General features: G+C 42.7%; 12 protein-coding genes and 1 tRNA gene. 9 read left to right on the forward strand and 4 right to left on the reverse strand.

Features of this window, described 5'->3' with window-relative positions; translation table 11 throughout:
- Positions 1 to 37: 37 nt before the first annotated feature.
- Complete coding sequence (locus tag EQY75_RS12455; RefSeq protein ID WP_129606344.1) at positions 38 to 2,788, forward strand: PD-(D/E)XK nuclease family protein; 2,751 nt, start codon at positions 38 to 40, stop codon at positions 2,786 to 2,788.
- A gap of 2 nt (positions 2,789 to 2,790) precedes the next feature.
- Here the strand turns inward: EQY75_RS12455 and EQY75_RS12460 are convergent, their stop codons facing one another.
- Positions 2,791 to 3,504, reverse strand: a complete 714-nt coding sequence (locus EQY75_RS12460) for an SDR family oxidoreductase (RefSeq protein ID WP_129606346.1) — start codon at positions 3,502 to 3,504, stop codon at positions 2,791 to 2,793.
- Between the two features lie 130 nt (positions 3,505 to 3,634).
- On the opposite strand from EQY75_RS12460, the gene EQY75_RS12465 reads away from it, so the two are divergent.
- Positions 3,635 to 3,708 (forward strand) — tRNA-Ala (locus tag EQY75_RS12465).
- Between the two features lie 207 nt (positions 3,709 to 3,915).
- On the opposite strand, the gene EQY75_RS12470 is transcribed toward EQY75_RS12465, so the two are convergent.
- Complete coding sequence (locus EQY75_RS12470; protein WP_129606348.1) at positions 3,916 to 4,713, reverse strand: universal stress protein; 798 nt, start codon at positions 4,711 to 4,713, stop codon at positions 3,916 to 3,918.
- Between the two features lie 89 nt (positions 4,714 to 4,802).
- Between EQY75_RS12470 and EQY75_RS12475 the strand changes: the two genes are divergently transcribed.
- From EQY75_RS12475 to EQY75_RS12500, 6 genes are all read left to right on the forward strand, one after another.
- A complete protein-coding gene (locus tag EQY75_RS12475) occupies positions 4,803 to 5,264 on the forward strand; it encodes a GNAT family N-acetyltransferase (protein ID WP_342774003.1) in 462 nt (153 codons plus the stop codon).
- A gap of 9 nt (positions 5,265 to 5,273) precedes the next feature.
- Positions 5,274 to 6,608 (forward strand): MATE family efflux transporter, encoded by a 1,335-nt coding sequence (locus EQY75_RS12480; protein ID WP_129606352.1) that lies wholly within the window; start codon positions 5,274 to 5,276, stop codon positions 6,606 to 6,608.
- 21 nt (positions 6,609 to 6,629) lie between these two features.
- Positions 6,630 to 7,397 (forward strand): enoyl-CoA hydratase/isomerase family protein, encoded by a 768-nt coding sequence (locus tag EQY75_RS12485; RefSeq protein WP_129606354.1) that lies wholly within the window; start codon positions 6,630 to 6,632, stop codon positions 7,395 to 7,397.
- A gap of 77 nt (positions 7,398 to 7,474) precedes the next feature.
- The gene (locus EQY75_RS12490; protein ID WP_129606356.1) at positions 7,475 to 8,650 is read left to right on the forward strand and encodes an acyltransferase family protein; all 1,176 of its coding nucleotides are present in this window, start codon (positions 7,475 to 7,477) and stop codon (positions 8,648 to 8,650) included.
- 35 nt (positions 8,651 to 8,685) lie between these two features.
- Positions 8,686 to 9,138 (forward strand): 6-pyruvoyl trahydropterin synthase family protein, encoded by a 453-nt coding sequence (locus EQY75_RS12495; protein ID WP_129606358.1) that lies wholly within the window; start codon positions 8,686 to 8,688, stop codon positions 9,136 to 9,138.
- 32 nt (positions 9,139 to 9,170) lie between these two features.
- A complete protein-coding gene (locus EQY75_RS12500; RefSeq protein ID WP_129606360.1) occupies positions 9,171 to 9,938 on the forward strand; it encodes a UDP-2,3-diacylglucosamine diphosphatase in 768 nt (255 codons plus the stop codon).
- Here the strand turns inward: EQY75_RS12500 and recJ are convergent.
- Positions 9,935 to 11,629: a single-stranded-DNA-specific exonuclease RecJ gene (gene recJ / locus EQY75_RS12505; protein WP_129607105.1), complete on the reverse strand. Its 1,695-nt coding sequence runs from the start codon at positions 11,627 to 11,629 to the stop codon at positions 9,935 to 9,937. The genes EQY75_RS12500 and recJ overlap by 4 nt on opposite strands.
- A 106-nt stretch (positions 11,630 to 11,735) precedes the next feature.
- Complete coding sequence (locus tag EQY75_RS12510) at positions 11,736 to 12,158, reverse strand: OsmC family protein (protein WP_129606362.1); 423 nt, start codon at positions 12,156 to 12,158, stop codon at positions 11,736 to 11,738.
- 60 nt (positions 12,159 to 12,218) lie between these two features.
- Between EQY75_RS12510 and EQY75_RS12515 the strand changes: the two genes are divergently transcribed.
- Positions 12,219 to 12,809, forward strand: a complete 591-nt coding sequence (locus tag EQY75_RS12515) for a carboxymuconolactone decarboxylase family protein (protein ID WP_129606364.1) — start codon at positions 12,219 to 12,221, stop codon at positions 12,807 to 12,809.
- Positions 12,810 to 12,820 lie beyond the last annotated feature (11 nt).

The raw sequence follows: 12,820 nt of genomic DNA on the forward strand, positions 1-12,820 counted from the left end.
AAGCTCCGCAAATGCGGAGCTTTTTTTATTTTTAGCTATGAGAACTTTTTTGGAAGAAGTAGTCTCCGATATCGTTTCGGAAAAAGTGGTAAGCGATGACCTTGTCCTTGTCGTCCCCAGTAAAAGAGCCGGTCTATTTCTTCTGCAGGTATTCGCCAAAACTTCTACCCAACCGGGTTTCGCCCCTACCATTTATACTATTGAAGAGTTTGTTGGCCATATTTCGGGTCTTGACTACGCTTCAAACACTCAGCTGATCTTCGAATTGTATCAGGTGTACAAAAGCCTCCACGGCGATGACGCCGACAGTTTTCAAGACTTTTCCAGGTGGGGAAATACCCTGCTGCAGGACTTTAATGAGATTGATCGTTACCTGATCCCTCAAAAAAAGTTATTCTCCTACCTCAGTGCAATACAGGAAACAAATCACTGGTATTTAAAGCCAGAGAAGACACCCATGATCGAGGCATATATCAAGTTCTGGAATTCACTGGGGCCGCTGTACGATCAATTCTCACAGCATCTGATCAGTCAGAAGAAGGGTTATCAGGGATTGATATATCGCAAGGCTAGTGAAAATATACATGAATATACATCTCAAAGTGAAAAGGGATCTCATGTATTTATTGGGTTTAATGCCCTGAATTCTGCTGAATCAACCATTATTCAAAGCCTTATTGATCAAGACAGAGCTGAAATCTATTGGGATATCGATCCCTTTTTTGTAGAAGATCCCATCCACGATGCCGGATACTTTATCCGGTCCTATTTAAAAAACTGGCCTCATTTTCAAAAGAATCCATTACGGGGACCCGTCTCCAATTATTTAGGTCAGAAGGATATCAATATTATCGGAGTTCCCAGAAATGTTTCTCAGGCTAAGTATGTGGGTTCCCTCTTGGATACGCTCATTAAAGATGACGAATGCACTCAGCAAAGTACAGCAGTGATCCTGGGGGATGAAAATCTGCTTAATCCGCTCGTCAATGCCATTCCGGATTCGGTTCCCGCCCTCAACATTACAATGGGTCTGCCCTTATCTCACACTCCCGCCACAAGTCTGTTCATTGAATTTATCTCGCTTTATGTAAATTCAGCTGGCAGAGGATGGTATTACAGTGATGTTATATCCTTCGTTTCTCACCCATACGTAAAGAGGCTTTTTAAAAAGCCTGAAAGTACTCTAAACCTTCTCTATCAGGAGATCCGAGAAAAGAACCGGGTATATATCCAGCCCGAACAAATTCACAGACTAAGCGAAGAGGACAGTAAAATCTTAGAGCTTTTATTTTCCAGGGATTACACATCCCCTCAAAAGCTACACGATGCCAACCTTCAACTAGCCCAGGCATTAAAGAACTGTTTTGAATCCTTTGGTGATTCTATTGCACTTGAATATCTGGTAAAAATAAAAACAGTGCTCAATGAGATTGGGCTCTGTCTTGATAAATATGATTTTATTGTTGATCTGAAGTCCTTTCAAAGTCTTTTCAGGGAGTTGACAAATGTTGAGACTCTCGATTTTTATGGGAAGCCCCTGGAAGGAATACAATTAATGGGAATGCTGGAAAGCAGGAATTTAGATTTTGAGACTGTTATTATAACCTCTTTGAACGAAGGGATTTTACCCTCGGGAAAAACAAGTGGCTCCTTTATTCCCTTCGACCTTAAACGAGAGTTCAAAATGCCTACCTATAAAGAAAAGGATGCGGTTTACACTTATCATTTTTATCGTTTGTTACAGAGAGCCAAAAACATCTACTTAATTTACAATACCGAACCAGATGTCCTTGAAGGTGGGGAAAAAAGCAGGTTTATTTCTCAACTCCTTACGGAAAACAGAGCCCAAGGAAGTATCACACAGATTATTGCAACTCCTCCCATGCACCTGGTGATTCCTGACAACAAATCAATCTCAAAAGATACCTCTGTGGTATCTGCCCTTAGTGAACGGGCTAATAAGGGATTTTCCCCCTCATCCCTGTCCAGTTATATTAGGGATCCTATTGAATTTTATAAAAAATACGTGCTGGGCATAAGAGAATTTGAAGAGGTAGAAGAGAATATTGCAGCCAACACTTTCGGTACAATTATCCATCACAGTCTGGAACAATTGTATTTGCCTCTGGTTGGTTCAACCCTTTCTCCTGAAGCTCTGAGAGAACTTAAGCCCAAAATACCTGATATGGTTAATGCCTCTTTTAAGGAGCATTACCCAACTGTATCCCTGCTAGATGGAAAGAACCTTATCGCCTACAGTGTAATTCAACGATACCTTGAAAGGTTTTTGGAATTGGAGATAGAAAGCTGTAAAAACCATAAAATTGAACTGCTCGCCGTGGAACAAAAACTAAGGACGTCCATAGAAGTGCAAGGTTTAAATTTCCCGGTAGCTCTAAAAGGAACCATAGACAGGATCGATAAGAAGGATGGAGTTCTTCGAATCCTGGACTATAAGACCGGAAATACAAAATCTACTGAAGTGGAAATCACAACTTGGGAATCCATCATTTCAGATCCAGACAAAGGCAAGGCCTTTCAGATGATGTCTTACGCACTAATGTATTACGATAAATATCCCACGGAAAACTTCGAAGCCGCTATAATTCCATTTCGCGATCTTGATTCAAGTCCTCTTCGATTTTGCACAAAGGAAAATGGAGGCCGATACGCAAAAAAGGAGTTTTCGATCACGGCTGAGACAATTAGCGAATTCCGAACTCAACTACAACAACTTATCCTCACTATCTTCGATCAGGAAATAGCCTTTGAAACGCCTTTGAGTTAAGCTTACTTTTTGTCTGGCCTGGTTGGTCGTACTTCTATCTTGCTGGGCAGGGTTCTTGGGTTCATCCTCAATAAGTCCTCCACGAGTAAACCTATATCTTCAGGCTGGATTTTCCAGGAATCCTTGTCGTCGGGAACGTTGCCATTAAAATGAGTCGCAACAGAACCTGGCATAATGGTAGAGACCTTTATATCTGATGCCCTGAGGTCAAGCATAGCAGCCTGGGTAAATCCTACCAAACCAAATTTTGAAGCGTTGTAACCTGATCCCGATGCAAAGAAATTGGTTCCGGCCAGACTCGCAATAGTGATGTAATATCCTTTTGAATTACGCAAAGCATCTACAGAAGCCTTTAGCGTAAAAAATGGCCCATTGAGGTTGGTGTCTATCATCTTTCGCCATTCTTCAGTGCTGAGCTGGTCTACCGGACTAAAAATACCAACTCCCGCGTTCGCAATTACAAGGTCGAGCTGTCCCCATTTGTCAAGGACAGCCTTTACGGCTTTTACTTCGTCCTCTGGTCGTGTAACGTCAGAGGCCAGTCCAAGAACCCTGTCTTGAGCTCCGAGTTGTTCAGCCGCTTCCTTTGCGCCCTGAGCATTCCTGCCGCTGATGGCAACCTTCATTCCTGCTTTGAGCAGCGTCTCTGCAATTCCATAACCAATTCCTTTAGTGCCCCCGGTGATATAGGCCACTTTTCCTTCTATATTTTCCATTTTTACTTTTTCCCTAAAATAGGATTCCCACAAGGAGATCTAAAACATAAGGCGTTATTCTTTTCTTAAAATAAAAGAAGGCTGTATTTTGATACTTACTTAAAAATTAGTTCCTTTGCCCTTGCTATTTGGGGGATTAGCTCAGCTGGCTAGAGCGCTTGCATGGCATGCAAGAGGTCACCGGTTCGACTCCGGTATTCTCCACAGATCAAGCGTCATTTTCATCGCACGATTTGCAAATAATAAAAACCGCCAAGTGTACTTGAGCGGTTTTTTGTTTTGTGAAGTGTAAATGCCAAAGGCATTTAAAAATCGATGAAAATGACATTTGCAGGACGGGAGTTCATCTGGAGCAATGAAGTTAGTCCGGTAATCCTGCCGATTCAAACAGTGCTTTTTGTAGTAATTTATTTAATCCTTCTTCACACTAAGCACAAGCACCGGTATCTTTGCCGAGAATTCAGCCTTGTGAATCGTATTCTTCTCCCATAAATTGGTAAAAACCCCTCTTTTTCTTCTAAAAACACAGAGGAGATCCGGGCGATGAAGTTGTATGTGTTCTAATATCCCCAAATAAGTAGTAGCGTGCTCCGCCAAGGTCAACTGTGAACTGATATCCATCAAAGCAGTATTAACCTGCAAATCTTTATCCGTATAGCCCGGCGTTTTAACCAGCAGCAAATGAATATCACTCTCAAATTGATTTTTAATCTGAATAAGCGGGTTGAGGATTCTTTTTCTTTTTAAAACACCCGATTTAAATCCGGTAAGCACAACTTTAAAAGGATTAAACTTCGTCCCTTTTGGTACGATCAGGGTAGGGATTTCGGTTCTTTTAATCATTCGTCCCGAAGTGTGTCCCAAATAAAGTTCTTCCTGTATGTCGTTGCTTCTGGGGGCAATGATAAGTAAATCAATCCCTATTTCCTCGTCAATTTCCTTTAAGCCATCAATGAGGTCTCCGTTATAGGTGGCAATTTTAATATCGACGTCCTTTGCGTCTACCATCCCTATCACCTCCTTCAAGCGTTCTTTTCCGCTCTTTTCAACGGTAGCGGTGATATTAGCTAGTTTACCAGCTCCGCTGGTTACGTTGAAAACTTCCATCACATAGACGCTGGATGAAAACTGTGCAGCAAAATCCACAGCGTATTGCAGTGTTTCATGGGCATCGGGCGAAGTTCCGATTGGTACTAATATGTTCTTCATAACGGTTAGCGATTTATACTATAAATTTACGCAATAATTGGCTTGAAATAATGATCCGACCTGCAAAGATAGGCGAAATTCAACAGATCTTGAGTATCACAAAGGCCTGTATGCATCATATGCGTGCCAGGGGAATTGAACAGTGGAATGAGGAATATCCGTCCGAAAAAGCCTTCATGAATGATATAAAAAGGAAAGAACTCTATGTAAAGGAAACAGAAGGGGATATTGTAGGTTGCATATGCGTCACCCCTGTTATGGATGAGGAATATTTTTCCGTTAAATGGCTTACGCCAAATGGACTTAATTTATACGTCCACCGCCTTGCAGTTCACCCCGATTACCAGGGAAAAGGAATGGCGCGAAGTTTAATGGATAAAGCTGAGGCAATAGCCCGGGCGGCTAACTACACCTCTGTTAGACTGGATACCTTCAGTAAAAATCAGAGAAACCAGCGATTCTATGAAAGCAGAGGATACAGAAAACTCGAATCCATTTATTTTCCAAAACAAAGTCCGCATCCCTTTTACTGTTACGAACTCATTTTATAATTTCCCCACTTGACAACCCGCGTAAGTTTCAAAACCATAAACAAGCTCGCTATTCCTGCCACCATCGCGGGGATCGCTGAGCCCATTCTATCCATCACGGATACCGCGATCGTGGGAAATATCCCTGACAACGGTCTTGAATCTCTGGCTGCTGTGGGAATCGTAGGGGCATTTCTTTCCATGCTCATCTGGATCCTGGGACAAACCCGAAGTGCTATCTCAGCAATTATATCTCAATACCTCGGGGCCGGCAAACTCGATCAGGTTTCCACTCTTCCGGCACAAGCCATTGCCCTTAATGTTCTTTTGAGTATCGTGATCCTTCTGGGGACCATATTTATCGTTGAAGATATTTTCCTCCTCTTTAATGCCAAGGGAAAGATCCTGAAATACTGTGTTTCTTACTACTCCATCCGAGTCTGGGGCTTCCCTCTTACCCTTTTTGCTTTTGCCGTAATGGGGATTTTCAGAGGCTTACAAAATACCTATTGGCCGATGATGATCGCCATTGTAGGTGCGGTGTTGAATATCGGACTCGATTTTATCCTCGTTTACGGTATTGATGGCTTTATCTCGCCCATGTACCTGGAAGGCGCTGCATGGGCAAGTTTAATTGCACAAGGGGTTATGGCGGTCATGTCCCTTTTCCTTCTAATGACTAAGACCAATATCTCACTATGGCCCAGATTTCCTATCCATCCCGAGTTGGGCAGACTAGTAGGAATGAGCCTCAATTTGTTTGTAAGGGCAGTAGCTCTGAATATCACTTTGGTATTGGCCGTTCGGGAAGCCACGGCTTTGGGGGATCGGTTTATTGGAGCCCATACCATTGCCATAAACCTCTGGCTTTTTGCCGCTTTCTTTATTGATGGCTATGGAGCTGCCGGGAATATTATGGGAGGTAGACTACTAGGCGCCAGGGATTATTCGAATCTCTGGAAGCTTTCAAAGAAGATTATGCTCTATGGGTTATTAGTAAGTGGCGTATTGATGATTATCGCATTTGTACTTTATCGTCCACTAGGAGCCCTCTTTTCAAATGACAGCAGGGTTTTGCAGACATTTTATTCCATTTTCTTTATCGTTATCCTGGCCCTCCCGGTAAATACGGTTGCCTTTGTCTTTGACGGCTTGTTCAAGGGATTAGGAGAAATGAAATACCTGAGAAATGTCTTACTGGTAGCAACTTTTATAGGTTTTATTCCAATCCTCTTCCTGGGCAAGTTTATGAACCTGGGACTCTATGGGATCTGGATTGCTATCACCATCTGGATGATGATCAGGGGAGGAGCCCTGGTATGGAAGTTCAGGAGAAAATTTCGCCCCCTTTTACAAAAGACGTAATTTTGAGAAAATCAACCAGATATGGGAACTAACAGAGCAAATGGCAGTCTATATACCTCAATAAACAATAGTGTTGCCACTGTAGAATTTGGACATCCTGCCGGCAACTCCTTTGTTTCAGAATTACTGCTTCGACTTACTAATGAGCTCAATGAGCTATCTGCAAATAAAGAAGTATCTCTTATCGTGCTCGCTTCAGAGGGAGAAGGTGCTTTTTGTGCAGGAGCCTCATTCCACGAGCTAATGGCAGTGTCCAACCAAAATGAAGCTACGGAATTCTTTAGTGGTTTTGCCCATGTTATCAATGCGATGCGAAACTGTAGTCAACCCATAGTGGGACGAGTACAGGGGAAAGCTGTTGGTGGAGGTGTGGGCCTTATTTCGGCCTGCGATTACGTTTTTGCAACTGAGGATGCCGCCGTAAAATTATCAGAACTAAGTATAGGAATTGCCCCTCTTGTCATTGCCCCTGCAGTGAAAAGGAAAGTTGGTGCTTCCGGTCTGGCAGAACTTTCTCTGGCGCCCACCGAATGGAAGAACGCGTATTGGGCAAAAGAGAAAGGACTCTTTTCCAAAGTCTTTAGTAACACCGGTGAAATGGACAAAGAACTCGATTTTTTTACCTCCCAATTGGCAAAATACAACCCAGAAGCACTGGCTGGAATGAAAAAGGCCTTGTGGGAAGGAACAGAAGAATGGGGAAGCCTGTTGACTGACAGAGCAGCAATAACAGCTGCATTGGGCTTGTCAAACTATACAAAAAAAGCGCTGGCAGCTTTTAAAAAGTAAGTTTCTCTTTTGTCAATCAAAACAAAGCTCTAAAGTGTATCCAGAATAAGAATATCTTTATCTGAAAAGTATCTGCAATGAGGCGACACGATCTTGATTGGTTACGAGTTTCTGTATTTGGTTTGCTGATTTTCTACCACGTAGGCATGTTCTTTGTTCCCTGGGAATACCATATTAAAAACAATGTTGAATATTCGTGGTTGCGATACCCTATGTTGTTCCTCAATCAATGGCGACTACCCATTTTGTTTGTCATTTCGGGTATGGGCACGTCTTACGCCTTAAACAAGAGAACGGGACTGCAATTTAGTTTGGAACGAATAAAAAGACTATTCCTTCCTCTGGTAGTAGGGATGCTTTTAATAGTTCCTCCACAGGTCTACATAGAAAGAATCGCGTACGGTCAATTTATGGGCACCTATTTTGAATTCTGGCCTTCAAAAGCCTTTACAGGTGTATATCCCGAAGGTAATTTAAGTTGGCACCACCTATGGTTTCTACCCTATCTCTTGCTTTTTTCTCTAGCCCTGCTCCCGGTATTCCTCTATCTAAGAAAACATCCCGGAAACAGATTTATTTCCAGGATAAAGAAAATAGTATCAAACAAGTACGGCCTTTTCTGGTTCTTGATCCCCCTGTTTCTATATGAATCCTTGTTAGAGCCCTTTTTTAATGTCACCCACGCCCTCATAGGCGACTGGTTTGCAATTGCCAATTACGCTACCCTATTTTTCTATGGCTTTCTGTTGATCTCTGTAAAAGAACAATTCTGGAAAACGGTTACCCAACATCGCAGATTTTATCTGCGTTGCGGATTAATTGGATTTACTTTATTCCTCAGCTTAATCCTGATTTTTGAAGACTCTATTTGGATACATTTTACCGAAGCTTCCCTCAAGGTCTTTAATTTATGGTCCTGGATACTAGCCTTATTTGGGTACGCCGCAAACTACTTGAATAAACAGAGTAAGATATTGACCTATTCCAATGAAGCGGTTTACCCTTTCTATATATTGCATCAAACCATCACTATTGTGGCAGGGTATTTTATAATGAATCTGTCATGGGGTCTTCTGCCAAAGTTCTTTATCCTTAGCATTGCAACTTTTGGAGGGTCTTTTATCATTTACGAATTCTTTATCAGAAGGTGGAAATGGATCCGTCCTCTTTTTGGACTCAAATTAAAAAAAGTCACATATCCCCCTTCAAAACAATCCAGGGGTTCAGAAGCTAAAGTTGACCCATCCTTTTAAAGAATTCCTACCTTTGTCCTTTAAGAATATAGAAGATGAGCAGAATAAGGGTAACCAAGGAATTCAGTTTTGAAACCGGGCATGCCTTGTATGGCTACGACGGGAAATGCAAAAATGTCCACGGACATAGCTACAAATTGGCCGTTACCGTGATTGGAACACCCATCACAAAAGAAGGTGAAGTAAAGCTAGGCATGGTGATCGATTTCGGAGATCTCAAAAAAATAGTTCGTGAAGAAGTGGTTGATCCTTTTGACCATGCAACGATCTTCAATAAAAACACGCCACATCTTGAACTTGCGAAAGAACTTGAAAAACGAGGTCACAGGGTGATTCTTGCGAATTATCAGCCTACCAGTGAAAATATGGTCATTGATATTGCGGAGAGAATAAAGACCCGACTTCCCGCTCACCTCCAATTGCATTCTTTAAAGCTCAGAGAAACGGAAACGGCTTACGCCGAGTGGCATCTTGAAGATAATCCCTGATCCCGTATTGATTTTTCTATCTTTACTCCCCGATGAAACAGCTCGAGATACCAACAGGAAAGAAAGTATATTTTGCCAGCGACAATCACCTGGGTGCACCAGACAGGGCAAAAAGTGCCGTTAGAGAAAAGCTATTTGTTTCCTGGTTGATGGAAGCGAGAAAAGATGCTGCTGCGATCTTTCTTCTCGGAGACCTCTTCGATTTTTGGTTTGAATACAAAACTGTTGTTCCCAAGGGTTTTGTGCGAACGCTTGGTTCTCTTGCACAGATTGCAGATAGTGGAATACCTATCTATTTTTTTGCGGGCAACCACGATCTCTGGATGAATGGCTATTTTGAAGAAGAACTCGGGATCCCGGTCTTTCATAAGCCGCAACAATTCCAGATTAACTCAAAGCGTTTCTTCATAGGGCATGGCGACGGCCTGGGGCCCCACGATAAAGGGTATAAACGGATGAAAAAGGTGTTTACCAATCCCCTTGCAAGGTGGTTTTTCAGATGGTTACATCCCGACTGGGGTGTTAAGCTTGCCCAATACTTTTCAGTGAAGAACAAGCTTATATCCGGGGAGGAAGATCAGGAATTTCTGGGGGAGGAAAACGAGTGGTTGGTGCAATATTCCAAAAGAAAACTCTCTCAGGAACACTACGACTATTTTGTCTTTGGACACCGCCATTTGCCCCTGGAAATAAATCTCAATGACAACTCCACCTATTTTAATTTAGGAGATTGGATCGGTCATTTTACTTATGGTGTTTTCGATGGAGCTTCTTTTGAACTTAAGAAATACGAGAACTAGGCTTGCCTGATATCTTTCAATTTTAACTGAAGACTTACGGTGCCATTCCAGTGATTTTCATCCAGGCAATACACCAGACTGAATTGTTTGTTATCACGTACAAGGGACAATTTGTGCCCCAGGCCAAATCCAATCGCCTGAATAGGATTAGAATTACCTTGTACAACGGCTATTTTAAGGTGCTTATCTCCCTCTCCTACTCCTTTGGCATATCCTGAATCTCGTAACTGCTGTGTCAGGAATACCGGTTTCATATTCCCCGGACCAAAAGGTTCAAATTGCCTGAGAATCCTCATTAACTTAGGGGTAATATCAGCCAGGCTGATTTCTGCATCAATTCGGATTTCGGGATTGAGGAATTCCGGTGAAATCGTCTCTGACACCACATCTTCAAAACGAGCCTTAAATTCCTCATACTGGGATTCACTCAGGGTAAGTCCGGCCGCGTATTTATGTCCCCCAAACTGTTCCAGGGACTCTTTGCATGCTTCCAGTGCGTTGTAAAGATCAAATCCTCTCACGGACCTTGCTGAGGCTGCAAGTTTATCTCCGCTTTTGGTGAACACCAAGGTGGGCCTGTAATAGGTTTCCGTGAGTCTGGAAGCCACAATCCCAATGACCCCTTTATGCCAACTGTCATTGTAAACCACTGAGGTATACCTTTCCTCTTCCTTATTTGATTTGATTTGCTCCAGGGCTTCTTCAGTGATCACCTGATCTAGTCCTCTGCGATCTGTATTGAACTGTTCAATCTCCCCAGCCATCTTTTCGGCTTTCATCTGATCGGTTTCTGTGAGCAGGGAGACTGCGTAACGTCCGTGTTCCATTCGCCCGGCCGCATTGATCCTTGGAGCAATAACAAAGACAACATCAGTAACCGTAAGATTTGATTTTTTTACCGTGTTTAGGATAGCCTTAAAGCCAGGTCTGCTCTGTTGGTTAATTACTTTGAGGCCGTAGAAAGTCAGCACTCTGTTTTCTCCCGTCATCGGAACGATATCGGCAGCAATAGCCGTGGCAACAAGGTCCAGATAGGAAATAATCCCATCAACCGGACGTCCCTTCTGCTGTTCTATGGCCTGAATCAGTTTAAAACCAATTCCACATCCGCATAATTCGTCGTATGGGTAGTTACAATCATTTCTCTTTGGATCTAATACTGCAACGGCATCCGGAATTTGGTCTCCGGGCCGGTGGTGATCGCAAATAATAAAGTCGATTCCTTTCTCTTTTGCATAAGTTACTTTATCCAAAGCTTTGATCCCACAGTCCAGGGCAATGATGAGTTGAATGTCATTGTCGTCAGCAAAATCTATCCCGGCATAAGACACCCCATAACCTTCTGCATAACGGTCGGGAATATAAGTGGCTACTCGGCTGTAATTTGACAGGAGGTAGGAAGAAACAAGTGCAACCGCCGTGGTTCCGTCAACGTCATAATCTCCATAAACCAATATATTCTGTTCTAATCGTATGGCTTCCTCAATTCGTTTTACAGCCAGATCCATATCCTTCATCAGAAAAGGATCGTGCAGATGTTCGAGCTGGGGCCTAAAAAAACGGTGGGCTTCTTCGTAATTATTAATCCCTCGCTGCAGTAATAGAGTTGCGACTAAAGGAGATACCTTTATGGCTTCGCTGAGATGTTTTACAAGCCCTTCTTCCGGTTTGGCTTTTAAGGTCCATCGCATTTCACAAATTTCTTCAGGGCTCATAAAATAGATTCAGCAAGCGCAATTCCCATGCAGGGAACTATTTTGTTATTTATTTTTTAATTCACAGATCAAGAAGGAGAAATCAACCAGAGTGATAAATATTTTCTGCAGAAACCTCGGCAAACCTGCGAAACATTTCCATAACGCCACAGTATTTGTCAACCGACAGATCTACGGCTTTTTGAAGCTTTTTCTCGTCGAGTTCTTTCCCGTAAAAATGATATTCCAGATGTACTTTGTGGTAGTACTTGGGGTGTTCATCTGTAAGTTCAGCAAAAATTTCTATATGGAACTTATCAACTTTCAATTTCATTTTGTCGATCAGGGAGACCACGTCTAAACCAGAACAGCCTGCCAGGGAAGAGAGCATCAATGCCTTTGGCCTGTACCCATTCCCTTCACCCCCATCTTCTGGTCCTGCGTCAATCGTTAAATCAAGGCCTGAAGGATTATTACTTTCGAAGGCCATCTTCCCTGTCCATTTGGTACTTATATGGTTTGTCATGCACTGTTTTTTTCGTTTCTTGTAATATCAAAATTACAACAATAACCCTTAATTTAATTTATGCCACTGGTTAACCCGCTACCCCCTGAACACGATGCTGAAACAAAAGAGCTCGCCGATTTTTTTAATGAGACTTTGGGCTTTTGCCCAAATTCCATCCTTACAATGCAGCATCGGCCGGCCATTTCAAAGGCCTTTATTGGGCTGAATAAGGCTGTGATGGAAAACAAGGGTCGCGTAACCTCCGCATTAAAGCGTATGATCGCCTGGGTGAGCAGCAATGCCACAGGATGCCGGTATTGCCAGGCCCATGCTATCAGGGCGGCTGAACGTTACGGTGCTGAGCAGGAAAAATTAGACAATATTTGGGAATACAGGACACATCCTGCTTTCACCGAAGCAGAACGAGCCGCGCTGGATTTTTCCTTAAAAGCTTCCCAGGTGCCCAATGCGGTTGATCAGGAAATTAAGGACGCCCTTTATGCACACTGGAATGAGGGAGAAATTGTGGAAATGCTGGGCGTGATATCTTTATTTGGTTACCTCAATCGATGGAATGATTCTATGGGAACCTCCATAGAAGGCGGTGCCGTAGAAAGTGCAGAACAATACCTTGGGAAACACGGATGGGAAAAAGGAAAACACATTTGATTTTTATTCTG

Source organism: Muriicola soli, from assembly GCF_004139715.1.
GTDB classification, from domain to species: Bacteria; Bacteroidota; Bacteroidia; order Flavobacteriales; family Flavobacteriaceae; genus Muriicola; species Muriicola soli.

Bases quoted from the DNA above. Each gene is read 5' to 3' on its own strand.
- EQY75_RS12455 (WP_129606344.1), top strand. From the start codon at position 38: ATGAGAACTTTTTTGGAAGAAGTAGTCTCCGATATCGTTTCGGAAAAA.
- EQY75_RS12460 (WP_129606346.1), bottom strand. From the start codon at position 3,504: ATGGAAAATATAGAAGGAAAAGTGGCCTATATCACCGGGGGCACTAAA.
- EQY75_RS12470 (WP_129606348.1), bottom strand. From the start codon at position 4,713: ATGAAGAACATATTAGTACCAATCGGAACTTCGCCCGATGCCCATGAA.
- EQY75_RS12485 (WP_129606354.1), top strand. From the start codon at position 6,630: ATGGGAACTAACAGAGCAAATGGCAGTCTATATACCTCAATAAACAAT.
- EQY75_RS12490 (WP_129606356.1), top strand. From the start codon at position 7,475: ATGAGGCGACACGATCTTGATTGGTTACGAGTTTCTGTATTTGGTTTG.
- EQY75_RS12495 (WP_129606358.1), top strand. From the start codon at position 8,686: ATGAGCAGAATAAGGGTAACCAAGGAATTCAGTTTTGAAACCGGGCAT.
- EQY75_RS12500 (WP_129606360.1), top strand. From the start codon at position 9,171: ATGAAACAGCTCGAGATACCAACAGGAAAGAAAGTATATTTTGCCAGC.
- recJ (WP_129607105.1), bottom strand. From the start codon at position 11,629: ATGCGATGGACCTTAAAAGCCAAACCGGAAGAAGGGCTTGTAAAACAT.
- EQY75_RS12510 (WP_129606362.1), bottom strand. From the start codon at position 12,158: ATGACAAACCATATAAGTACCAAATGGACAGGGAAGATGGCCTTCGAA.
- EQY75_RS12515 (WP_129606364.1), top strand. From the start codon at position 12,219: ATGCCACTGGTTAACCCGCTACCCCCTGAACACGATGCTGAAACAAAA.